Origin of the sequence: Bradyrhizobium sp. BR 10289, assembly GCF_019455385.1 — a bacterium.
In the GTDB taxonomy this organism is placed as follows: Bacteria; Pseudomonadota; Alphaproteobacteria; order Rhizobiales; family Xanthobacteraceae; genus Bradyrhizobium.
This window is the reverse complement of record NZ_JACOFR010000002.1, coordinates 621,454-644,734: the sequence shown is the minus strand read 5'-3', so window position 1 is coordinate 644,734 and position 23,281 is coordinate 621,454. Positions and strand designations below refer to the sequence as shown.

Below are 23,281 nucleotides of genomic sequence, written 5' to 3'. Positions count from 1 at the left end.
GGATAATCTGGCTCACGGACGGCTCCTGTGAATGGGTGTGTGACAACCTCATTCTGGCACAACTGATGCCGTAGGGGGCCGTCCACACCATCAGAAGCGACACACTCTGTAGTCAGCTGGGCCCCGGTTCTGCGGCGCACCGCGGAGGCGCGCTGCGCCGCGTCCGGGGCACGAGACCATCATCTTTAATCCGAACTTAAGCGACCTGCCGCATCATCTTCCTCGCTTGGGGGAATGAACATGCGGTTGCGGCTGAAGGCGGACGGACGGGTCGTTGAGTTGCGGGACGGACAGGAATTTCCGGTCCAGCCCTCGCCGGTGCAGACCATGGACAACGCTGTACAGGGCGACAGCTCGCACGCGGTGCGTGATTTGCGCCGCCGCGCCTGCCTGACCCAGATGGAGTTCGCTGCAAAGCTCGGCGTGCCCGTCGAGACCATCCGCAATTGGGAGCAGGGCAAGCGCGCTCCGCGCGGGCCGGCCCGTGCGCTGCTGGCGGTGATCGCGCATGCGCCCGATACCGTGTTCCAGGCGCTCGCCAAAGCCTGATACCAACCTCCCGTTAGCATTGCACTGAAGATCCGGCCCGGCCTCCGTTGCACTCTGGCGGACCGGGTCCATAATGATGCCTGGTCACGACCGGTCACGACTCGGCACGACTCTTTGGGGGCGCTGCAACAGAGAGGATTCCTCATGCTGTTCGTCCAAGCCAATGGCGCAAGGATACCGGCGATCGGGCTCGGGACCTGGGAGCTGAGCGGCCGGCCGGCTGCACGCGTCGTCGAGCAGGCGCTGCGACTCGGCTATCGCCATATCGACACCGCGCAGATCTACAACAACGAGCGCGAGGTCGGCGACGGCCTGCGCGCCTCGGGCGTGCGCCGTGACGACATCTTCCTCACCACGAAAGTCTGGACCAGCCATTTCACGCCCTATGACCTCGAGCGCTCGGTCAAGGAGAGCCTGGTGCGCCTGCGGCTGCCCTCCGTTGATCTCTTGCTGCTGCACTGGCCTAATCCGCACGTGCCGCTGGCGGAGACGCTCGGCGCGCTGTCGCATGCCAAGCGCATGGGCCTCACCCGCCATATCGGCGTCTCCAACTTCACGGTGGCGCTGATCGAGCAGGCGGTGGAGCTGTCACCGGAGCCGCTGGTCTGCAACCAGGTCGAATACCATCCCTATCTCGACCAGACCAAGGTGAGGGCGGCCTGCGACCAGCACGGCCTCGCGCTGGTGGCCTACAGCCCGATCGCCAGGGGCCGCATCAAGTCCGACCAAACACTTGCGGCGATCGGCCGCGCGCATCGCAAGAGCCCGGCGCAGATCTGCCTGCGCTGGCTCGTGCAACAGAACGTTGCCGCGATCCCGCGCACCTCGCGCGTCGAACGCCTGTCGGAGAACATCGATATCTTCGATTTCGAGCTGACCGATGCCGAGATGGCCGAGATCGCTGCGCTCGCCAGCCCCAAGGGCCGCCTGACCGATTTCGGCTTCGCACCAAAATGGGATTGAGGGGGGCTTCCGTTATGCTAGGACCAGCCCGGCAACCCGAAGTCAGGCGATGGAACTGCGGAAGATCATACGGACGGACCTTGCAGCGTCGGCGATCGCCCATCTGACGCTGGTCGGGCTGATCATCCTGATCAGCGAGGTCCATCCGTTCCGCACCGCGCCGCAGGAGACCGTTGCGGTCGACATCGTCACGCCGGAGCAGGTGAAGGAGCAGGAGACGAAGGCGGAGGAGGCCGCAAAGGAGAAGGCGCCGGAGCCGACCCCGACTCCCGAGCTGCGACTGCCGAAGCTCGACGTCACCGACAAGGCGGAGGCGGCGCAGAAGCCGGCCGCCAAGCCCTCGCCGCAATCCTCGCAGCAGAAGTCCTCGCCCGAACCGCAGCAGCCGGCGCAGCAGAAGCAACCGCAGCCGGAGCCCTCGCAAGCGCCGAAGCAGCGTGAGGCCAACGTCCAGCCGCAGCCCCAGCAGCCGCCGCCATCGCAACAGCCGCCGCCCCAACCGCAGTCCCAATTGCCGCCGCAGGCGGTGCAGCCGCCGCCGACATCGCAGCCTCCAATGCAGCCGCCGCCACAAGCGCCACCGCCGCAGGCCGCGCCACCGCCGGCCTACCAGGCGCCCGAGCCCGACGTCACCGTCAAATACGGCGTCATGCTGGGCCTGCCGGCCGAATTGCCGGTAGAGCTGCCGAAGGACGCCCCCAAGGACGACGGTGGCGACGCCAAGGATTCGATCGCAGCCAAGCTGCCGGCGGAAGTCATCGCTGAGCTTCGCCGGCACTTGAGGAGCTGCGCGAAACTGCCGGCCGGTGTCGCGCCAACCGATGCCGTGCGCATCAAGCTGCGCACGGTGCTTGCCACTGACGGCACGCTGGCGCGCGAGCCGATCCTGATTGAAGCCCCGCCATCGGCGAAGGGCGTGGCCATGGTGAAATCCGCAATGGCCGCGCTCCAGGCCTGTCAGCCCTATAAGATGCTGCCGGCCAATCTCTACGCGGAGTGGAAGGTCTTGGATCTGCCGTTCAGTCCAAGGGATTTCGGCGGGTAGCGCATCCGGGCGCACATTGAGCTGTGAATTGGAGAGCGACGTCGTTCCTCATCCGACGTGGGGGGCACTTGTGTGGAAAAATGCCGCTCTGGTGCCCCGGCTCTGCGAAGCAGCGTCATAAGCGCGTTTACGCGCGTCTTCGACGCGCTATGGCGCTGCATCGCGTCCGGGATACGCGCCTAATGACCGCGCTTGACCTCATCGCCCGCGACGGCCTCCGGCGCCATCGCGGCCCAGGCGCTGGATGCGAACTGCCTTCGCCAGGTCACGATCACCACCGCGGCCGTGCTGACGAACAGCACCCAGGGGCTGACGAACCAGCCGAGATAACCGAGCGCGAAGAAGAAGGCGCGCTGGCCGCGGTTGAAGTGACGGCCGGCGGATTCAAACAGACGGGTGGTGCGGATGACATGGGCTTCCGCCGCCGGCGTGTCGCGCTGCGAGGCCGGCGGCATGCCGCCGTAGAGGATCGCGACATAGTTGAACAGGCGATAGGCCCAGGCAAATTTGAAGAAGGCGTAGACGCAGATCAGCACGAGGCCGACGCATTTCAATTCCCACATGGCGGGCGAGGTGCTGAGGTCGATCGGCAGCTTGCTCAAGATCGTGATCGCGTCGTTGGTGGCATGCAGCAGCGCCAGCGCGCCGCCGAGCGCGATCAGGCTGGTGGAGGCGAAGAAGGCGGTGCCGTTTTGCAGCGAAGCCATGATCTGCATGTCCACCATGCGCGCCTCGCGATCGAGCAGGCGGCGGACCCAGACTTCGCGATAGCGGTTCATCCGCGCCGACAGGCTGTCGCGGCCATAGGCCGAGTGTTCCAGCGTCAGCGCATAGACCAGCCATTCGACGATGAAGAAGCCGACCGCGGTGATGTCGACCCAGTGCCTGCTCATAGCTCTCTCCTCGCAGGCCGCAACGATTGCCACGCAGGACCGATGGCGGCAACGATTGATTGGCGGCAGCGGATGGCGCTAAAAGCAGCCGAATCCAGAAGACTTGCTCCAGAACATTTGCGGAAGGACCCGTGACATGGCTGCTCTCAAACTTGCCATCGGCAACAAGAACTACTCGTCATGGTCGATGCGGCCCTGGCTCGCGCTGCGCGCCAACGACATCCCGTTCGCGGAGACCCTGATCCCGCTCTATACCGACGACCCCGCCGACAAGCAGCAGATCCTGTCCTTCAGCCGCGCCGGAAAGGTGCCGGTGCTGGTCGACGGCGACATCACGGTGTGGGATTCGCTCGCCATCATCGAATACATCGCCGAGCGCTATCCCGAGAAGAAGCTGTGGCCCGACGGCGTCGCGGCCCGCGCCCACGCCCGTTCGGTCTGCGCCGAGATGCATTCCGGCTTCGTCGCGCTGCGCAGCGAATGCGGCATGAACCTGCACCGGCCGATCCGCGCCGTGCCGCTGTCGGCGGATGCGAAGGCCAATGTCGCGCGCATCGAGGAGATCTGGCGCGAGTGCCGGGCGCGCTACGGTGCCAACGGACCGTTCCTGTTCGGCCGCTTCGGCGCCGCGGACGCCATGTATGCGCCGGTCGTGCATCGCTTCCGCACCTATGCGATCGAGGTGGCGTCTGACACGAAAGCCTACATGGAGACGATGATGGCGCTGCCGGCCTTCCAGGAATGGACGCGCGAAGGGCTTGCCGAAAAGCTCGTCATCGCGAAGTTCGAGGACGCGTGAGCATGATTGTGATCGAGCGCTGCTTGACGGAATCCCGGGTGGCGGCGCTCAATCACGGAGCGGCTACGGCTTAGGAGAGGGCACGCCATGGGTATTCTGGACTCGCTGGAAAACAACCCCGCGCTGCGCAGCGCACTTGGCCAGCTCGGCGCCGCCGTGCTGCCGGCTGTGCTGAGCGAGGTGCTCGGCAGCAACAATCAGGGCGGCCTCAGCGCGATCGTCGCGAAGCTCCAGCAGGCGGGCTTCGGCGACCAGGTCAAATCCTGGCTCGGCAACGGCCAGAACCTGCCGATCTCGGCCGACCAGCTCCGCGCCGTGCTGGGTAACGACACCGTCCGCCAGCTGGCGGCACGCTACAACATCCCGGTCGACCAGCTCGGCCAGATCCTCGCCCAGGAGCTGCCCAAGGCAGTTGATCATGCGAGCGCCGACGGCAAGCTGCCGCATGGTGCCTGACGGGGCGGTTCCAGCGGTATTCAAGTGGTCCGCTGTTCCAGTTATCGTCCTGAAAAGACTTCAAAATTTGTGCGTTTGCCATGCTCGGATGAGGCTGGCCAAAAACGCCGCATGCGTGCTATACAGCGGCTGGGTTTCCAGCCGGCCTCGCAGTGGGACCATGGGCGAGGCAGGCGTTGTTTGAGTAATGGAGAGGGTGTTGAAGCACAAATTCCCCGTTGGAACGCGCGTTCTGTTCACGGCCAGCAATGTCGCGCGCCCCGCCGCCAGCGGCTCCTATGAAATCATCCGCTTGCTGCCGACCGAAGGCGACGACTGCCAGTACCGGATCAAGAGCTCGACCGAAGCTTTCGAACGGGTCGCCAAGGAAAGCCAGCTCGCTCAATCCTGACGCGCTGACCACTGCGCATTGACGTTGCGGATCAATGATCCGCTCGCCGTCAAAAGGCCCGCTTCGCCTCGACAAGGTGGGCCGGGGGGCAGTTGCCGACTCGCGGTGCTCGCTTGACCAATCGCTCTCAGCTCGCGTGAAGGGACGTCGCGCATGAACTGGGCATGGGCCTCATCGCTCGACCAAATCTGGCGCTCGCCGGCCTTCCCGATGTGGATGACGCTGGCGGCTGCCGGCTTCTTTGGATTGATCCTGCTGATCACGTTGCTGCGCGCCGAAAAATCGGTCGCCAACGGCGCACTCACCGTCATCACCCTGCTTGCCATCGGCATCGCCGTGGCCGCCACCATGCGTCTCTATGGACCGGTCGGGCAGACTACGCCAGCCGAGGCGCGCGCGCAGGCTGCCGTCACCGCAAGCCTGCCGGCGCTGTCCTGCCTCGATGACCTCGCCGGCGATGCCGTGGCGATCGGCTGCGAGAAGGCGCTGTTTGGCGCGCCCGACACGGCGGCCGCCGCGGTGACCACCACCGCTGCCAGGATCGACCGCCTGACCGGGCTTGGCGATGTCGCGACCGCCGAGAAGAACCTGACGCCCGACATGAAGGTGCTGCGCAAATCGCTGGAGCACGATCGCTACGGCCTCGTCGCGCAGGTGCTGGTCGCCCGTGACGGCTGCACGCAGTTCGATTGCGCCGCGTTCCGCTCGCTGACCGATCAGCAGCAGGTCGCTGCCAACATGGACTCCCATCTCTACGATCAGCTGGTCGCGCGCTACGCGCCGACCTGGAATGCGCCCGCGGCGGCTCCGGGGCCGGTGGCGGCGCTGCCGGTCACAGGTGCGCTTGCCGGACTGCCGCCGTCGATGCCGACAGGTAAGCCGACCAACGCCGAGTTCCCGAGCGCCTCGTCGACACCGCCTGTGAGCATCATGAATCCGGAGCCGGCCGCGCGCCAGGCCGCGCCGGCCGCCGGCACGGCGCCGGCAGCGTCGCGCGCACCGGCTGCGACGTCGGCACAGGCTGCAGCTCCCGCGGCACCTGCCGCCAAGAAGCCGCCGGCACCGAAGGCTGCGCGCGCGCCGGCGCCGGTTCCGCTCGCGCCACCGGCGTCCGCACCGGCTGCTCCAGCTGCGGATAACGAGTAGATCGGCATTCCAAATGGGTGGCTGCCCGGCTAATGCTGGGCCATGCCACTCCATCTGATCAAGCTTGCCGTCGGCTGCGACTCCGTCAAGGAATTGAAGGAGTGGGTGGCCGAGCGGATGCAGACCGCCAAGAAAAAGGGTCTGCCGCAACACCACATCCACATCACCCGCATGGTGCCCAAGCGCGATGCCGAGATCCTCGGCGGCGGATCACTCTATTGGGTGATCAAGGGTGAGATCGCCGCGCGCGAGAAGATCATCGGCATCGAGCCGTTCCGCGACAAGGACGGCATCGGCCGGTGCCGCATCGTGATGCAGCCGAAGGTGATCTCGGTGTCGCCGCGGCCGATGCGCCCGTTCCAGGGCTGGCGCTATCTCACCGACGATTCCGTGCCGGCCGATCTCGGCAAATCCGCCGCCGGCTCGATCGCGGCGATGCCTGAGCCGATGCGCCGCGAGCTTCGCGATCTCGGACTGCTGTAATCACACCGCGATATTGTCAATCAGCCGCGTCGTGCCGAGCTTTGCTGCGACCAGGATGCGCAACGGGCCGTCCTTGAGCGAGGTGACAGGCGCCAGCGTCCCGGCATGGCGGGCCTCGAAATAGTCGAGCGCGAAGCCGGCCGCCGTGATCGTCTCCGCGCCGCGCGCCATCGCGGGCGCGATCGCTTCGCCCGCCTTGATGCGCCCGGCGCTGTCTTTCATGGCGCGGTAGAGCACGGTGGCGGTCTGTCGCTCTTCCGGCGAGAGGTAGACGTTGCGCGAGGACATCGCGAGCCCGTCCCGCTCGCGCACGGTGCGGGAGCCGATCACCTTGACGCCGAGGTCGAGATCCCGCGCCATCTGCGTCACCACCCGCAATTGCTGGAAGTCCTTCTCGCCGAAGATCGCGACATCCGGCCGGCATTGCGTGAACAGCTTGCCGACCACGGTCGCGACACCGCCGAAGAAGTGGGGCCGGAAACGATCCTCGAGGCCGGCCAGTGCCGGGCCCTCCGGCACGATGCGGGTCGCAAAGCCCTCCGGGTACATCGCCTCGACACCGGGATGCCAGACGATGTCGACGTCCTCGGCGGCGAGCTTGGCGATGTCGGACTTCCAGGTGCGCGGATAGGCGCCAAAATCCTCGGTAGGTGCGAACTGGGTCGGGTTGACGAAGATCGACACCACGACGCGGCTGGCGCGCCGTTTGGCGAGGCGCACCAGCGACACATGCCCGTCATGGAGCGCCCCCATGGTCGGGACCAGCGCGACCGTGGCCTTTCGCTTGCGAAGATTGTCGACGGCGCGTCGCAGGGTGGGGACCGTGCGGGCGATCAAGGGGCTGCGTGACATCAGAGCTCGACGGGGTTTGGGATTGGGGCGGGCGCGTCCCGGCGCCCGGCTGGCTAACCTTAACAAGAGGCGCTCGTGGACGCCATGCATCCGGATGCGGCACAGCATCCCGTGTCGAGCCGCGCATGATCTCGCGAGTGTGTGGGCTGGATCACAGACGGTGGAAGGCGCTGCGATTCATGATGAAGAACGGCGCAGTGCGAATTGCATTATCTGTCACGCATTTCACTTGACCGCAGCGGCGGCCAACTCGAAGATATTCGTCAGGGGTTTTGAGGATCGCGATGCTTGTGCAGGCTAGCCAAGGCCGATCGGGCTCGGCGCATGTGGTCGTGCTCGGCAACGAGAAGGGCGGCTCCGGCAAATCGACCACCGCCTTGCACATCGCAGTCGCACTGCTGAAGGCCGGCCAACGCGTTGCCACCATCGACCTCGACTGCCGCCAGCAAAGCTTCACCCACTACATCAACAACCGTTCCGCCTGGGCCCGCCGCACCAAGCTCGACCTCGAATTGCCAGTGCACCGCTGCATCAAGCTCGGCGAGACCATGCAGATCGCCGAGAACGAGAACTCGGAGTTCCAGCAATTCATGGAGGCGGTCTCGGCAGTCGAGAGCAGCTTCGACTTCATCGTCATCGATACGCCGGGCACCGACAGCTACCTGATGCGCCTTGCGCACTCGATGGCGGATACGCTGGTCACGCCGATCAACGACAGCTTCCTCGACTTCGACGTGCTCGGCACCGTCGATCCCGCCACTTACGCGGTGACGGGCGAGAGCCATTACGCCGAGATGGTGCGCGACGTCCGGCGCAAGCGCCGCCAGCTCGACGGCTCCTCGACCGACTGGATCGTGGTGCGCAACCGCCTGTCGATGCTCGGCTCCCGCAACAAGCAGCTCGTTGCCGACGGCTTGAAGGATTTGTCGCTGCGGCTCGGCTTCCGCTACGTCGACGGCTTCGCCGAGCGCGTCGTCTACCGCGAATTCTTCCCGCGCGGGCTGACCGCGCTGGACGAGATCGACGAGGCCACGCTCGGCATGCGGCCCAATCTCGGCCACCTGACCGCGCGGGAGGAGGTGACGAGCCTGCTCCGGCAGCTCAAGCTGCCGCTCGACGAGCGCGGTCGGCGCCGTGCGGCAAATCGCGCCGAATGGTTCAGCCAGGTCGACAAGCCGCTCGAAGTCCACGACATCCTCGGCGCCTGAACCGGCGGTATAGCGCTACTTCCAGTAGATCCAAGCGGCCGGTTCTCGCCGGAACCGAGCGCGAGCTCGGCCGTTTTCACCCCACGTTTACTGCGAAATTGAACCCGATCGAGACCGGTTGCGTCCGATGGTGACCTGCACCCTGACGTAGCGGTATGAGAATGGGGTGCCCAACAAACGTGTGCGACGCACAATGAAAGGGCTCCCGGTTCACAATATTTAGCCTTCCTGTCACGCGGCTGTGACATATATTAGGGAATAGGCGCGAAGGGGCCGGAGAGCCCCGGAAGAAACACGATTTTCAACAGGGGTTCAGGCCGCAAGAGCCTGAGGCTGAGGACGAAAATGAAGCGTGGAATTGCCGTTCTGGTTTCGGTCAGTGCCCTCTGCGGCATCGCTTATTTTACGGCGAGCAAGTGGGCGATCAAGCACGAGACCATCACCTTCTATGACGCCTCGCGCGACAACCGTCCCGTCCCTGTCGATATCGCGGTTCGCCGCGATAAGGAAATGCAGGCCAACGCCGGCATGATCACGTTGCCGGTCGCGGTGATCAATCACGGCAATACCGTCAAGAACACCGAGTACGGCTTCCTCGCCAACATCTTCGCGGCGCGTGGTTACATGGTCGTGAGCCCGCAGCATGACCTGCCGACCGATCCTCCGATGGTGACCAAGCCGGGCGAGCTCTATGTCGGCCGCCTGCCGCAGATCCTGCGCGGCGTCGCCAACATTCATCTCGCGATGCAGGAGATGAAGAAGGTCCAGCCGAACGCCGACTACGACAAGGTGACGATGGTCGGCCACTCCATGGGCGGCGACATCACGATGTATTTCGCCAAGCAATATCCGGATGAGGTCAAGAAAGTCGTCACGCTCGACAATCTGCGCGTGCCCTTCGTCACCGCCGGCAAATTCAAGATCCTGTCGTTCCGTTCGCAGGACCCGCAGTTCAAGACCGATGCGGGCGTGATCCCGACCGACGAGGAATGCGAGAAGGCCGGCATTCAGGTGGTGAAGACCGAATTCCAGCACAACGACATGCGCGACACCGGCCCGGATGCCGCCAAGAACTCGATCCAGAGCATGCTGGACAAGTTCCTGAGCGCCACCGACAGCGAGGTGTCGCCGGTCGACACCCAATCGTCCCCGCCCAAGATTCTCGAGCCGGGTCCGGTCGCTCTGATGGCACCCGCCAAGAGCTGATGCACAAGAGCTGACGGCTCACTGAAAGGACGATACCGATCTTCAAAGCCTCCGCCGGCGTTCGCCCGCGGAGGCTTTGTGCATTGACCGAACCGAGTGCGCTGACCACATTAGCTGCTCACGTAAGGTGAAGGGCAGCGATGTCGGGCGAACCCATCAGACCGCGGGGTGGCGATGCCGTCTCGGCGCAAGCCGGCGGCGCGCTACCGCAAGCCAGCACCTCGGAGGATATCGCCGCCTTCGTCGCCAAGGCGCGTGAACTCTCGCCACATGCGCCCGGCGCCAAGGGGCGGCTGATTTTCGCGCTGGATGCGACGATGAGCCGACAGCCGACCTGGGACATGGCCTGCGCGCTCCAGGCCGACATGTTCCGCGAGACCGCGGCGCTCGGCAGTCTCGACATCCGGCTGGTCTATTATCGCGGCTACAACGAGTGCCGCGCCACGGGCTGGATCTCCGACAGCGCAAAGCTTGCGACGCTGATGAGCAAGATCGATTGCCGCGGCGGCGACACCCAGATCGGCAAGGTGCTGAGCGAGGCGCGACGCGAGGCGGTCGCCTCCGGCGTGCGTGCCGTCGTGTTCGTCGGCGACGCCATGGAGGAGAAGGTCGACGAGCTCTGCGCCAAGGCCGGCGAGCTCGGCATGCTCAAGGTGCCCGTCTTCCTGTTTCAGGAAGGCAACGACGCGATGGCCGAAAAGACCTTTCGCGAGATTGCGCGACTGACCGGCGGCGCCTGGTGCCGGTTCGATCCCGGTGCGGCGGCGCAGCTGCGCGAACTGCTGCGGGCAGCCGCGGCCTATGCCGTCGGCGGCCGCGAGGCGCTGTTGAAATTGGCGAAGAGCGCGAGCGGCGCGGCCAAGCTGATCGGCCAGATGAGGTAGCGCCGTCGCGATCCGCGGGATACGGACGCCATGCTTTTTGACGCGAGGCCGACTATATTCCGGCCATGACCCTGATCGCCGGCGCCGTCGCAATCATCACGCTTTACTTGCTGCTCCAGATGTTCCGCTCGGCCAATCCGGCGGTGCTGGCGCGCACCATCAAGTTCGGCGGCGGCGTGCTGGCGCTGGCGGTCGCGGCCTTCACGGGCCTGCGCGGCGAGCTGGCGGTGGCAATTCCGCTCGGAATTTTCGGCGCCGGGCTTCTCGGCTGGACGCCGCTCGCAAATGCCGGCCTCGGCAATGTCGGCGGGCTGTTCGGCGGCGGCGCGAACCGCCCGACGGGTCGGGCTTCGCGCGTGCGCTCGCAGTTTCTGGACATGCGGCTCGACCACGATTCCGGTCAGCTCGCAGGCCAGATCATCGCCGGTCCCTATGCCGGGCGCAGTCTCGACGAGTTCGATCTCGCGGGCCTGCTGGCCATGGTTCCGGCGTTCGACGCCGAGAGCGTGGCCCTACTTGAAAGCTATCTGGACCGCCGGTTTCCCGCCTGGCGTCAGAACGCGCAGGGCGATGCGGCAGGGCGGCAGCGCCGCACGGCGGCGAACGGTAAAATGACGCCGGAGGAAGCCTATCAGATCCTTGGCTTGCAGCCGGGGGCGGGGCGCGACGACATCAGCCGGGCTCACAAGTCCCTGATGAAGAAACTGCATCCCGACCAGGGGGGCTCGACGTATCTCGCTGCCCGTGTGAACGAGGCCAAGGATACTCTGCTTCGTACGCATAACGGCTAACTCCGGCATCACGCTACAAACGCTAATCCCGCGTCAGCTCCGCTTGCTCTGTCTGCCGTCGCCCCGATGCCCGCCTTGTCGGCGTGGTCGATCTGTTGAGTAAAAATTTAACCGTAAATTGTTGACGAGAGGTTGTCGGGAACTGACTTTGCGTCGCCGCACCTCGCGAAACGAAAAAGCCCGCACCGAAAGGCGCGGGCTTTGGTTTGAGGCGATGCGACGTGGATCAGTTACGGACCGTGATGCAGGAGATGTCGGCGCGCTTCAGGGCGCGGCAGACGGCCTCGGCCTGATCCCGCTCGAGCCCTGCGAAACGGGCGCGGTAGAGCTTGCGATTATCCTTGGCAACCACGGGCTCGGTGAACGGATCAGCCTTGCTGAGCAGGCCGCGGGCCGAGCTGCGCGCGGCGTCGATGCGCTGCTGGGCCTCGTTCTCGCTCTCGAGCGCGCCGACCTGGACGATCCAGCCGCTGTGGGTGACGACCGGCTTGGTGGTGGCGCTCATCTGGACCGGCTGCGGCGCCGGATCGGCGGAGGCGAGCTTCGGTGCCGGGGCGGGCGCGGCAGCGGTTGCGGCGGGCAGAACGCCGAGGATGCCATTGCCGGTGCCGAAGCCGGCCGGCTGGCGCGGCATCTCGGCGCGGACGCTCTCAGCCTTCGGCGCTTCCGGCTGGCTCACCGTCTCGGGCTTGTTGATGAGGTCGGCGCGGGCAACGACCGCGGTGGAGGTCTCCGCCACGTCGGGGCGGGTGGCAATCGTGTTCGTGACCTGCGGGGCGACCTGAGCCGGGGCGGCGGAGGCGACCTTCACGGCGCCGGCCTTGACCTGAACGGTCTTGACCCGGACCGGCTTCATCGGCTCGGACGAACCGGGGATGATGGCGAGCGGCTGGCTCGAGATCACGCCGTTGGTGAGCGGCGCCGGCTCGATCTTGGATTCCGTCGACCGCACCTCAGGCTTGACTTCGGGCTTGGCCGGAGCCGGGGGCACCGCGGCAGTCGCAGCCGCCAGCGTCTGCAGACGAGCGGCGAGACGCGACGGAGCCGATTCCGGAGCAGGGGCGGCAGCGGCCTGGATCTGCGGAGCGGGCCGGGCCGGCGGCGTATCCGAGGCGTCAGCGACATCGGTGCTGGCGTCGGCGCCGTTGCGTTCGGTCACGGCGGCGACGGTATGGGTGGTCGCCCCCTTCTCGAGGTTCTCCGCGAGCAGGTTGCGCATGATGGCATCGCGCGAGCCGCCGCTGCGGCCGCCCAGTACCACGCCGATCAGGTAGCGGTTGCCGCGGCGCATCGAGGTGACGAGGTTGAAGCCGGAGGCGCGGGTGTAGCCGGTCTTGATGCCGTCCACGCCCTCGACGCTGCCGAGCAGGTGATTGTGGTTGCGGATCGACTGGCCGCGCCAGTTGAAGGTCGAGGTTGCGAAATAGCGATAGTAGCGCGGGAAGCGCTCCTGGATGGCACGGCCAAGCGTGGCCTGATCGCGCGCGGTGGTGACCTGCTCGTCGTTGGGAAGGCCGTTGGCGTTGCGGTAGACCGTCCGGGACATGCCAAGCGCACGCGCCTTGCGCGTCATCATCGCGGCGAAATCGTCTTCGTTGCCGGCGATCGCTTCGGCGATCACCACGGCGGCGTCGTTGGCGGAACGGGTGACGAGGCCCTTGATCGCGTCCTCGACGCGGATGGTCTGGCCGGCACGCAGGTTCAGCTTGGTCGGATCCTGGTCGGCGGCGTGCTGGGAGACCGGCATCTCGGTGTCGAGCTTCATCTTGCCGGACTCGAGGCGCTCGAACAGCAGATAGAGCGTCATGATCTTGGTGAGCGAGGCGGGGTGGCGTATCCCGTCCGGGGCGTTCGATTGAAGCACTGCGCCGGAATTGCCGTCGACGATGATCGACGCGAATTTCTCGCTGGAGCTCTCGGAGACGTCGCTCTGCACCCGGTGGTGCGCGTAGTGACGCCGATGCCGACGCGCCTCGGCAGCATCGGTGGTAAAGATGACTGCGGTGGTGACCGTAAGAAGCCCAAAAACGCCGACCCGCGCCAAGCGCGAGGAAGACAAGCTGTTACGAAGCATGGAACCCCGTCCCCGTTTCTGACTTGATCACCGGCTCCTGAGGCGAAATTGTGCCCATTGGACCCGGGATCATTACCTGCTCAGGCTGTCCCTCCGCTGGTGTTCACTGCGGGAGACGTTGGGCCTGAGCCGCTATTCTGGCTAAGGTGATGTTCTCAAACGGCTTTTGGCCGATTGCGGAAGCTGAACACGTCCAGGGAATCAGGGTAGGGGGCCGCGGTTTCCAAAAGCTTAAGGAACCCTTGCGGGAAACTCCGGGAATCTCAGCTATTTGCGACGAGTTTTGTGCGTCGCACAAGATTCTTGACTTTTTTGTGCGTTGCACTAATTGTAGGCAGAGTCAGGGAGCCGGGGCTTCCGGACGCGAGCCAGGGAAAAGGATTCCGAAATGTTCAAGGTTGAAGACTTTCAGAACTACGGGAAAGAGCAGTTCGAGACGTGCGTTGCCTCCGCGACCTCGGTGCAGCACGGCCTCCAGGCGATCGCCAGCGCCTATGGCGACTACACCAAGAAGTCGTTCGAGGACACCAAGTCCTTCGTCGAGAAGCTTTCCGGCGTGAAGTCGCTGGACAAGGCCATGGAAGCGCAGACCGACTTCGCCCGCTCCGCCTACGAGACCTTCGTTGCGGAATCGCAGAAGATCGCCGGCCTCTACAGCGACCTCGCCAAGCAGGCGTTCAAGCCGGTCGAGACCATCGTGTCGAAGTTCACCCCGGCCGCCCACTAATTTTCCCGGACATCCTGGAAGCAAAAAGCCCGGCTGAAGCAGCCGGGCTTTTTTTGTTTGGGGCACGCTCCCGCTTATTTCGCGACGCGCAGTTTTGAGATCTGCGTCAGGATGTTTTTGAACGCGTCCGAGGTCTGAGTGGAGCTCGTGATCATCTGGAAATTACCGTTGGTCGCGCAGTCCTGCAGCACCTGGGATTTGGCGTCCTGGTTGTTGATGTTGACCTGGATGGTGAAGATCGTGACAGGGTTTGCCGTGTCAGCCTTGATGTTCCGACAGAGGATCTCCTGGCGGTTGTCGATACTGGACTGCGACGTGCTCCAGCGGTTCTGGGTGTTCAAGCCGTCCGACAGCAGCACGATATAGTCCTTGTAAACGTAGTTGCTGGCCTTGGCCGGCGCGGCAATCGGTCCGTTGGTCGTGCTTAGGGACTGCCAGCCCCAAGCGAGGCCCACGGCCTGGTTGGTATTGCCGCTCGGAGACATGGCTGAGATCTGGTCCTTGAGCGTCTGCCACTGATTGCTCATCGGAAACACCGTGGCCGGAAGGCAGCCGGACCACTGCTCCGCATAGAATTGCTTGGAAGGGCTGCCGCCGCCCGAGTCCGGCGCGGTGTTTTGCGTATCATAGTCCTGGTCACGATCGTTGACGCAGCCCGTCCAGGTGCTGCGCGAGGGGGCGGCTGCAGCCGTTGCCGCAGTGCCGTCGCCGCGCCAGAGGTGACAAATCTTGTTCGAGCCGGTGCCGGTGCAGGTGCACGCCGTGTTCGATCCGCAGCTTGCGCTCGAGCCGGTCGCGGTTGTGTAGCAACCGTTGTAATAGATACCGGTCTTGCCCGGGCGCTTGTAGCCACTGTCGATGCTCGGGCAGATATATCCGGCATAGGTGCCAGTCGAAGGTATCTTACCGTAGGGTGCGGCCTGCGCGCCGGGCAAGGTCGCCGGCCGGTCCATGCAGGTGAAGCCCTGATTGCCGTTCGTGAAGGGGCAATCCGATCCGCCGACGGCCGAGTTGAAGGCGCTGGATTTGTTTCCGACGAGGATCGGCGGTTCGCCCTCCCACTCGGTCCAATTCAGCCACGACGCACTGAGATTGCTGGAGCCGTTGGTGGTACCGACGTTGACGTCCTTCGAGAACGGAATGATCGAGATGTAAACGTCGCCGGTCTGCTTGTTGTAGTTGGACAGCGTGTCGATCATGTCCTTGGCCGCGGCCTGCATGGCGGTCATCTTGCCGTTCTGCCCCATCGATCCGGTGTTATCCAGGACCATCGCCACCCGCATGCGGGTGTTTCCCCATGCCGAGGTCGAGCTCGCGCTGAATCCGAGCGCCGGATAGCCGGCGATCCTCATGAAATCGGTCGGTATACTGCCAGACCCGGTGACGACAATGTTGGAGATGCCGTTCGAGTCCTTCGGCGTATAGGTGGCGTGGATGTCGGTCGTAGCCACCGCGCCGGCGCGGCCGGTGTAAAGGCCGCTGAAATAGGATTTCGCCCTGGCTTCGATGTCGGTTTCCGTGATGGTGCCATTCGTCAGGTCTTTTGAGACCATCAATGCGGCCGAATCGAGCGCGACTTGCAGCGAGGTCCGTGTTTGGACGGCGCGGCTATAATCGATCGCAGCCCCGATGAAACCCAGCACCGGGACCAGCGCGATGGCGAAGATTACGGCGATGTTGCCTTGGTCTGCCGCCGTGAAGTGGGCGAGCTGCCGGGTAAAGCGGCTGACAACGGGCAGGCGAAACATGACGGTCCCCGAGATCTGTGGTTTGCCCGATTTGACGCCACAGGGTTGAATGACGGGTAAATCGGACCGTAGAAAACCGGAGATCCTCGGGTACGGTCAGGCCAACGTCAGGTTCCTGGTCAAGACGTTCTAAACATCGGGACTGGAAATTTTTGTCAAATCGGTCCGGATTGATTAACCTTGGGCCGGATCGCCCGAACCGGGAATCGGGACCGCCGGCCGCATCGGCCAAGCCTTGAGGCAAGCCTTTGCACGCTTGCGGCGAGCCGGGGGCGGGCCCATATTGCTGACGAGCGATCCGGCTTGGACCGGACCGGTTGGAAGCGGCGATCCAGCAAGGCGGCGCGCCTGTGCGAGGCCCCGAAGTAGGGGGCGCGCGGCTGACTGTTATTCGCTTCTGTGGGGAATTTGAACGCCTGAGCCATGCCGCAACTGTCTTCCATAACCGAGCTGTCCACGGCCGCCGTTTCCGCTCCCCTTATGAGCAATGACGAGAACCGTTCCGGCAGCCCGACGGGTCCGAACACGTCCGTCATCACCAAGGTCAAGCCGAAGACGAAGCGGCCGAACCTGTATCGCGTGCTGATCCTGAACGACGACTACACGCCGATGGAATTCGTCGTCCACGTGCTGGAGAAGTTCTTCCAGAAGGACGTCGAGGCGGCGACCAAGATCATGCTGCACGTCCATCATCACGGTATCGGGGAGTGCGGCGTGTTCACCTACGAGATCGCCGAGACCAAAGTGACGCAGGTGATGGACTTCGCCCGCAAGCACCAGCACCCGCTGCAATGCGTGATGGAAAAGAAGTAACTGCGCGTTCGCATCCAGAGTTCTTGAGATTGTTCAGTCCGCGGTGTGTGATGTCAGCGCATGCGGCTGCGCGAGCCGATGACAATCAGCGTCGGCGCCAATCCTGCCCAAATGGGTAGTTTCTGCCCAAATCGGAACGGGTTTTGCATCGAATATGCGGTGGGCGGGCAATGCCCATTTGAGTCGCGGAACCGGTCTTTTGCCGCGGTCTTGTATAACTATATGTGACAAAGGTTGTTGTTGCCTGACCGGGCGATGGCGATCATGATGGTGGGGGCCATAGAGGACGCGAATGCCGACTTTTTCCCAAAGCCTTGAACAATCCCTGCATCGTGCGCTGGCGATCGCAAACGAGCGTCATCACCAATACGCGACGCTCGAGCATCTCCTGCTCTCATTGATCGACGACTCCGATGCAGCCGCGGTGATGCGCGCCTGTAGCGTCGATCTCGACAAGCTCCGCACGAGCCTCGTCAATTATCTTGAGACCGAATTCGAGAACCTGGTGACGGACGGCGCCGATGACGCCAAGCCCACCGCCGGATTCCAGCGCGTGATCCAGCGCGCAGTGATCCACGTGCAATCGTCAGGTCGCGAAGAGGTGACCGGCGCTAACGTGCTGATCGCAATCTTCGCCGAGCGCGAAAGCCATGCCGCGTATTTCCTGCAGGAGCAGGACATGACGCGTTATGATGCCGTCAACTATATCAGCCACGGCATAGCCAAGCGGCCGGGCGTCTCCGAGGCGCGCCCCGTGCGCGGCGTCGACGAGGAGACCGAGACCAAGGGAACCGAGGACGCCAAGAAGAAGGGCGAGGCGCTCGAGACCTATTGCGTCAACCTCAACAAGAAGGCGCGTGACGGCAAGATCGATCCGGTGATCGGACGCAACTCCGAGATCAACCGTGCGATTCAGGTGCTGTGCCGCCGCCAGAAGAACAATCCGCTGTTCGTGGGCGAAGCTGGCGTCGGCAAGACCGCGATCGCAGAAGGCCTTGCCAAGCGCATCGTCGACAGCGAGGTGCCGGATGTTCTGGCAGCTGCGACCGTGTTCTCGCTGGACATGGGCACGCTGCTCGCGGGCACGCGCTATCGCGGCGACTTCGAGGAGCGCCTCAAGCAGGTGCTGAAGGAACTCGAGGCGCATCCCAACGCCATCCTGTTCATCGACGAGATCCACACCGTGATCGGTGCGGGCGCGACGTCGGGCGGGGCGATGGACGCCTCGAACCTGCTAAAGCCGGCGCTGGCCTCGGGCACCATTCGTTGCATGGGCTCGACGACCTACAAGGAATATCGCCAGCACTTCGAGAAGGACCGCGCGCTGGTGCGGCGCTTCCAGAAGATCGACATCAACGAGCCGACCGTCGAGGACGCCATCGCGATCCTCAAGGGCCTCAAGCCGTATTTCGAGGACTACCACCGGCTGAAGTACACCAATGAAGCGATCGAGGCGGCGGTGCAGCTGTCCTCGCGCTACATCCACGACCGCAAGCTGCCCGACAAGGCGATCGACGTGATCGACGAGTCCGGCGCGGCGCAGATGCTGGTCGCCGAGAACAAGCGCAAGAAGACCATCGGCATCAAGGAGATCGAGACTACGATCGCCTCGATGGCGCGGATCCCGCCGAAGAGCGTGTCGAAGGACGATGCCGAGGTGCTCAAGCACCTCGAGCAGACCCTGAAGCGCACCGTGTTCGGCCAGGACAAGGCGATCGAGTCGCTGGCAGCTTCCATCAAGCTGGCACGTGCCGGCCTGCGCGAGCCGGAGAAGCCGATCGGCTGTTATCTGTTCTCGGGTCCGACCGGCGTCGGCAAGACCGAGGTCGCAAAGCAACTGGCGGCGACGCTCGGCGTCGAGCTGCTGCGCTTCGACATGTCCGAGTACATGGAGCGGCACACCGTGTCGCGCCTGATCGGCGCGCCTCCCGGCTATGTCGGCTTCGATCAGGGCGGCCTCTTGACCGACGGCGTCGACCAGCATCCGCATTGCGTGGTGCTGCTCGACGAAATCGAGAAGGCGCACCCCGACCTCTACAACGTGCTGCTCCAGATCATGGATCACGGCCGGCTCACCGACCACAACGGCAAGCAGGTCAACTTCCGCAACGTGATCCTGATCATGACCACGAATGCGGGCGCGGCGGATCTCGCCAAGCAGGCGTTCGGCTTCACGCGCTCGAAGCGGGAAGGCGACGACCACGAGGCGATCAACCGGCAGTTCGCGCCGGAATTCCGCAACCGTCTCGATGCCATCGTTTCGTTCGGCCATCTCAGCGTCGAGGTGATCGGCACCGTGGTCGAGAAGTTCGTGCTTCAACTCGAAGCGCAGCTCGGCGACCGCGACGTCACCATCGAGCTGTCCGAGCCTGCCAAGACCTGGCTGGTCCAGCACGGTTACGACGAGCAGATGGGTGCGCGGCCGATGGCGCGTGTCATCCAGGAGCACATCAAGAAGCCGCTGGCCGACGAGGTGCTGTTCGGCAAGCTCAAGGGTGGCGGTCATGTCCGCGTTGTCCTGGTCAAGGACGAGGCCGACGAGACCAAGGAGAAGATCGGCTTCGAGTTCGTCGAGGGCCCGGTCACGCCGAAGCAGGAAAAGCTGCCCGGCGCCCGCAAGCGCCCGCCAGGCAAGCCCAACAAGCCGGGCGGCCCCGGCGGCTCCAAGGGGCCGACCTCGAAAGGCCCGCTGGTCAAGGTTTGATCGGCACGTCATGAATTGAAAGAGGCCGGCTGAAGAGCCGGCCTTTTTGTTTGATCAGAGTGCAGTGCCTTACGTGCCGGTGTCCGGCGGAGGTGCTGCCGGCGCGCGCGGCTTCTTCGGCGCGGACGGCAGCGCGCGAGGAGGCGCCGACGGCTGCATGGTCACGATGACCGGGTTCGGCTTGTGATCGGTCGCGGCGCCCGTTGCGGCGTCGACGCCCATGCCGACGACACCGCCCAGCAAGAGATTGCCGGCAAAGCCGGCCGCTCCGCCGGTCTGGATGTCTCGGCTGAGCGGCACGACCTGCGGCTCGTAGCCTTCTTTCTGGAAGGTGATCGAGATGTCCGCGTTCCGCTTGACGACGACGGAGCAGGGCGTCGTGCAGGTGGTCGGGACTTCCATTCCGCTGACCATGGCTTCCACGCCTGACGGTGTCGATGAGATGCTGATATTTTCAGTCGTACCACGCGTGACAGACGCGCAGCCGCCCAGCATGACGCTGAGCGCCACAACTCCAAATGAACGCATGAATGCCCCTTATGCCCGGCGCCAATGAAGCGCAACCGGAGCGGGAGGGCAATACATCATTGGTCCGGATAGTTAAGCCACGCAACGGTTGTGTGGAAAGGGGGCGATCATCCTGGCGTAGACTTGGCTAATCGCCGCGCAGGCGTTGGTCGTCCTGGACGCGGACATGCTCGGCGCCGCGTGCGCCCGAAGGTGACAGCCGCAGCATGCTCAGGATCGCACCGCACAGCGCAAAGCCGACGCCGGTGAGGAGCGCGATCCGGGTTCCGTCAACCGGATAACGGCCGAGAAACAGCGCCACCAGCGCGGCGCCAGTGGTCTGACCCAGCAGGCGCGCAGTGCCCAGCATGCCGCTGGCACCACCGGAGCGTTCGCGCGGGGCGGCTGCGATCATGGTGCGGTTGTTCGGGGTCTGGAACAGGCCGAAGCCGGCACCGGCCAGCGCCATCCGCCAGATCACGTCGGGCGGCGTCGGCGCGGCCGGCAGGAAGGCGAGCGCAGCGAGGCCGCAGGCGAACAACGTGAGCCCGATGCCGCCAAGCAGGCCGGCCGGATAATGCTCGACCAGGCGACCGGCGAGGGGAGCCGCGAAGGCGACCGCGATCGGCCAAGGCGTGATCAACAGGCCCATATGCACGGCCGAATAGCCGAAGCGGCTCTGCAGGTAGAAGGGGATCGCGACGAAGGCCAGCATCTGCCCGCAGAACGAGGCGATCGAGGTCGCAATCGACAGTCCGAACACCGGGATGCGCAACAAATCGACCGGCAGCAGCGGCGATTTCATGTGCGTTTCGCGGTAAACGAGCGCCGCGCCGGCGACGATCGCGATGGCGAACTGGACGAGACAGGTGAGTGCGGCCTCGCCATGGCCGACGCTGTCGACGGCCGCGATGCCGACGCCGAAGGTGATCGCGGAGAGCCCCGCGCTCTGCCAGTCGAAGGAATGGCTTGCGGGGTTGGTATGCGGCAGGCTGCGCAGGCCCAGCACCAGCGTCGCCGCGCCGAGCGGTACGTTGATAGCGAACAGCCAGGGCCAGCTTCCGACCGCAAGAATGCCCGAGGCGAGCGTGGGCCCGACCGCGGCCGAAAAGGCGACGACGAGCGCGTTGAGGCCGATGCCGCGGCCGAGCAGGCTGCGCGGATAAGTGAAGCGCACCAGCGCCGAGTTGACGCTCATGATGCCGGCCGCGCCAAACCCCTGGACGATGCGCGCGACCGTCAGCAGCGGCAGCGTATGCGCGAGCGCGCAGAACGCGGAGGCGAGCGTGAACAGCACGAGCCCGACCAGATAGACGCGGCGATAGCCCACGATCTCGCCAAGCGAGGCCAGCGGCAGCAGCGAGATGGTGATGGCGAGCTGATAGCCGTTGACGATCCAGATCGAGAAGGCCGGGCTCGCGTCGAGATCGATCGCGATCGTCGGCAGCGCCACATTGGCGATCGCACTGTCGACGACCGCCATGATGATGCCGAGCGCAATAGTCAGCACCGCCTGGTTGCGCAGTGGCTGCGGCAGGCCGTCGGCATGTACGGTGGGAGCGGACGACATGATGAAGGCGCGCTTGATTCGAGCCGTGTTTCGTTCCCGGATTAGGAAATTGCAGGTGGGATCGCAACCCGGCAGGACACGGACAGTTCCTGTCCCCTTGTCCTGTCCCTTGGCGGGCCGCCCGGAATGGCAAGCGTGGGTCGCTGCCTCACCAGCGCGCCGTCCACTTTCCGAAGACGTAGAGCACGATCAGCCCGACCGTCACGGCGGTCGACATGACGATGATGGCGCGGTCCCAGTCAATCCTCGTCCGTTCGGCGCGGTTGAGATTGAGCACCGTGAACAGGGCCTTCATGGCAAATCGGCGCATCGGAGAGCCTCGCGACGGCCGCATCATGCCACGGCCGGCGCAAGCGGGCTTGACGCACCTCAACGGCGGCCGTGCGACTACACCGCCGGCGGATTGCGGTCGGAGAACGTCCCGCGCTGGTGCCAGTAGGGATAGGGCAGCGTCACCTTGCTGGCGGCATCAAGCTTCGCAATCTGCTCTTTGGTCAGCGACCAGCCGACCGCGCCGAGATTTTCCCGCAGCTGTGTCTCGTTACGTGCGCCGATGATCAGTGTCGAGACCGTCGGACGCTGAAGCAGCCAGTTCAGCGCGATCTGCGAGACGGTCTTGCCAGTTTCCTTCGCGACCTCGTCGATCGTCTCGACCACGCGATAGACGTGCTCGTCCGGCACGGGCGGTCCGAAATCGGCGGTCTGGGGCAGGCGGCTGACTTCCGGCTTCGGCTGGCCGCGGCGGATTTTTCCGGTGAGGCGTCCCCATCCGAGCGGCGACCAGACCACGGCGCCGATGCCCTGGTCGAGGCCGAGCGGCATCAGTTCCCATTCGTAGTCGCGCCCGACGAGCGAATAGTAGGTCTGATTGGCGACGTAGCGCGGAAAGCCGTGCTTGTCGGCAACGGAGAGCGACTTCATCAGGTGCCAGCCCGAGAAGTTGGAGACACCGACGTACCGGATCTTGCCGGCGCGCACGAGCACGTCGAGGGTGCTGAGCACTTCTTCCGGCGGCGTGAACGCGTCAAAGCCATGGAGCTGGAACAGGTCGATGTAGTCGGTGCCGAGCCGCTTGAGCGAACCGTCGATCGCCGCGAGCAGATGTTGCCGTGACGAGCCGATGTCGTTGGGACCGTCGCCGAAGCGGAAAGTGGCCTTGGTCGAGATCAGCACCTTCTCGCGGCGGCCCTTGATGCCTTCGCCAAGAACCCGCTCGGACTCGCCGAGCGAATAGACGTCGGCGGTGTCGAACATCGACACGCCGGCCTCCAGGCAGATATCCAGGAGCCGCCGCGCTTCGGTCGCATCCGTCGTACCCCATGCGGCGAGGCGGCCGACGCCGCCGAACGTGCCTGTTCCCAGGCTCAAGGCGGGAACCATCAGGCCGGACCGGCCCAGGCGTCGGTATTCCATCGATGTGCTCCTCGGCTGCCCGCTGCTTGATCGGTGCGACCTTGATGCTGAGGTTAGCG

General features: G+C 64.7%; 23 protein-coding genes. 15 read left to right on the top strand and 8 right to left on the bottom strand.

Going from position 1 to position 23,281, the window contains the following annotated elements; all coding sequences use genetic code 11:
- The first annotated feature begins 234 nt into the window (after positions 1-234).
- The 3 genes from HYH08_RS06645 to tolA all read left to right on the top strand — a co-directional run bounded on the left by HYH08_RS06645 (position 235) and on the right by tolA (position 2,557).
- Entirely contained in the window at positions 235-549 is a 315-nt protein-coding gene (locus HYH08_RS06645) for a helix-turn-helix domain-containing protein (protein ID WP_220008915.1), read from the top strand.
- A gap of 144 nt (positions 550-693) precedes the next feature.
- Positions 694-1,512: an aldo/keto reductase gene (locus HYH08_RS06640; protein ID WP_220008914.1), complete on the top strand. Its 819-nt coding sequence runs from the start codon at positions 694-696 to the stop codon at positions 1,510-1,512.
- A 49-nt stretch (positions 1,513-1,561) separates the two neighbouring features.
- A complete protein-coding gene (gene tolA, locus HYH08_RS06635; protein WP_220008913.1) occupies positions 1,562-2,557 on the top strand; it encodes a cell envelope integrity protein TolA in 996 nt (331 codons plus the stop codon).
- 179 nt (positions 2,558-2,736) lie between these two features.
- Here the strand turns inward: tolA and HYH08_RS06630 are convergent, their stop codons facing one another.
- Positions 2,737-3,450, bottom strand: coding sequence for a DUF599 domain-containing protein (locus HYH08_RS06630; protein ID WP_220008912.1), 714 nt, complete (start codon positions 3,448-3,450; stop codon positions 2,737-2,739).
- A 136-nt stretch (positions 3,451-3,586) separates the two neighbouring features.
- Here HYH08_RS06630 and HYH08_RS06625 point away from each other — a divergent pair, with 136 nt between their 5' ends.
- The 5 genes from HYH08_RS06625 to HYH08_RS06605 all read left to right on the top strand — a co-directional run bounded on the left by HYH08_RS06625 (position 3,587) and on the right by HYH08_RS06605 (position 6,725).
- Positions 3,587-4,249, top strand: a complete 663-nt coding sequence (locus HYH08_RS06625; RefSeq protein WP_220008911.1) for a glutathione S-transferase family protein — start codon at positions 3,587-3,589, stop codon at positions 4,247-4,249.
- 87 nt (positions 4,250-4,336) lie between these two features.
- Positions 4,337-4,705 (top strand): YidB family protein, encoded by a 369-nt coding sequence (locus tag HYH08_RS06620; protein ID WP_220008910.1) that lies wholly within the window; start codon positions 4,337-4,339, stop codon positions 4,703-4,705.
- Positions 4,706-4,892: 187 nt separating this feature from the next.
- Positions 4,893-5,096, top strand: a complete 204-nt coding sequence (locus HYH08_RS06615) for a hypothetical protein (protein ID WP_220008909.1) — start codon at positions 4,893-4,895, stop codon at positions 5,094-5,096.
- 153 nt (positions 5,097-5,249) lie between these two features.
- Positions 5,250-6,242: a hypothetical protein gene (locus HYH08_RS06610; RefSeq protein ID WP_220008908.1), complete on the top strand. Its 993-nt coding sequence runs from the start codon at positions 5,250-5,252 to the stop codon at positions 6,240-6,242.
- Positions 6,243-6,284: 42 nt separating this feature from the next.
- Positions 6,285-6,725, top strand: a complete 441-nt coding sequence (locus tag HYH08_RS06605; protein ID WP_220008907.1) for a DUF1489 family protein — start codon at positions 6,285-6,287, stop codon at positions 6,723-6,725.
- On the opposite strand, the gene panC is transcribed toward HYH08_RS06605, so the two are convergent.
- Complete coding sequence (panC, locus tag HYH08_RS06600) at positions 6,726-7,577, bottom strand: pantoate--beta-alanine ligase (RefSeq protein WP_220008906.1); 852 nt, start codon at positions 7,575-7,577, stop codon at positions 6,726-6,728.
- A gap of 284 nt (positions 7,578-7,861) precedes the next feature.
- Between panC and HYH08_RS06595 the strand changes: the two genes are divergently transcribed.
- From HYH08_RS06595 to HYH08_RS06580, 4 genes are all read left to right on the top strand, one after another.
- Entirely contained in the window at positions 7,862-8,785 is a 924-nt protein-coding gene (locus tag HYH08_RS06595) for a division plane positioning ATPase MipZ (RefSeq protein ID WP_220008905.1), read from the top strand.
- A 345-nt stretch (positions 8,786-9,130) separates the two neighbouring features.
- Complete coding sequence (locus HYH08_RS06590) at positions 9,131-9,991, top strand: alpha/beta fold hydrolase (RefSeq protein ID WP_220008904.1); 861 nt, start codon at positions 9,131-9,133, stop codon at positions 9,989-9,991.
- Between the two features lie 140 nt (positions 9,992-10,131).
- Positions 10,132-10,875, top strand: a complete 744-nt coding sequence (locus HYH08_RS06585) for a vWA domain-containing protein (RefSeq protein WP_220008903.1) — start codon at positions 10,132-10,134, stop codon at positions 10,873-10,875.
- 65 nt (positions 10,876-10,940) lie between these two features.
- A complete protein-coding gene (locus HYH08_RS06580; RefSeq protein ID WP_220008902.1) occupies positions 10,941-11,666 on the top strand; it encodes a DnaJ domain-containing protein in 726 nt (241 codons plus the stop codon).
- Positions 11,667-11,892: 226 nt separating this feature from the next.
- Here the strand turns inward: HYH08_RS06580 and HYH08_RS06575 are convergent, their stop codons facing one another.
- Positions 11,893-13,740 (bottom strand): D-alanyl-D-alanine carboxypeptidase, encoded by a 1,848-nt coding sequence (locus HYH08_RS06575; RefSeq protein ID WP_220008901.1) that lies wholly within the window; start codon positions 13,738-13,740, stop codon positions 11,893-11,895.
- 388 nt (positions 13,741-14,128) lie between these two features.
- Between HYH08_RS06575 and HYH08_RS06570 the strand changes: the two genes are divergently transcribed.
- Complete coding sequence (locus tag HYH08_RS06570; protein WP_220008900.1) at positions 14,129-14,467, top strand: phasin family protein; 339 nt, start codon at positions 14,129-14,131, stop codon at positions 14,465-14,467.
- Positions 14,468-14,541: 74 nt separating this feature from the next.
- Here HYH08_RS06570 and HYH08_RS06565 read toward each other — a convergent pair whose 3' ends face one another.
- Positions 14,542-16,215: a TadE/TadG family type IV pilus assembly protein gene (locus HYH08_RS06565; protein WP_220008899.1), complete on the bottom strand. Its 1,674-nt coding sequence runs from the start codon at positions 16,213-16,215 to the stop codon at positions 14,542-14,544.
- A gap of 480 nt (positions 16,216-16,695) precedes the next feature.
- On the opposite strand from HYH08_RS06565, the gene clpS reads away from it, so the two are divergent.
- Positions 16,696-17,028, top strand: coding sequence for an ATP-dependent Clp protease adapter ClpS (gene clpS / locus HYH08_RS06560; protein ID WP_027548135.1), 333 nt, complete (start codon positions 16,696-16,698; stop codon positions 17,026-17,028).
- Between the two features lie 292 nt (positions 17,029-17,320).
- On the top strand, positions 17,321-19,732 hold the full coding sequence (clpA, locus tag HYH08_RS06555) for an ATP-dependent Clp protease ATP-binding subunit ClpA (protein ID WP_220008898.1): 2,412 nt from the start codon (positions 17,321-17,323) through the stop codon (positions 19,730-19,732).
- 69 nt (positions 19,733-19,801) lie between these two features.
- On the opposite strand, the gene HYH08_RS06550 is transcribed toward clpA, so the two are convergent.
- The 4 genes from HYH08_RS06550 to HYH08_RS06535 all read right to left on the bottom strand — a co-directional run bounded on the left by HYH08_RS06550 (position 19,802) and on the right by HYH08_RS06535 (position 23,222).
- On the bottom strand, positions 19,802-20,260 hold the full coding sequence (locus HYH08_RS06550; RefSeq protein ID WP_220008897.1) for a PEGA domain-containing protein: 459 nt from the start codon (positions 20,258-20,260) through the stop codon (positions 19,802-19,804).
- 127 nt (positions 20,261-20,387) lie between these two features.
- Positions 20,388-21,809 carry an MFS transporter gene (locus HYH08_RS06545; protein ID WP_220008896.1) on the bottom strand — a complete coding sequence of 474 codons (1,422 nt, stop codon included), beginning with the start codon at positions 21,807-21,809 and terminating at the stop codon, positions 20,388-20,390.
- Between the two features lie 148 nt (positions 21,810-21,957).
- On the bottom strand, positions 21,958-22,119 hold the full coding sequence (locus tag HYH08_RS06540; protein ID WP_220008895.1) for a hypothetical protein: 162 nt from the start codon (positions 22,117-22,119) through the stop codon (positions 21,958-21,960).
- 77 nt (positions 22,120-22,196) lie between these two features.
- Positions 22,197-23,222 carry an aldo/keto reductase gene (locus HYH08_RS06535; protein ID WP_220008894.1) on the bottom strand — a complete coding sequence of 342 codons (1,026 nt, stop codon included), beginning with the start codon at positions 23,220-23,222 and terminating at the stop codon, positions 22,197-22,199.
- Between the last annotated feature and the right edge of the window lie 59 nt (positions 23,223-23,281).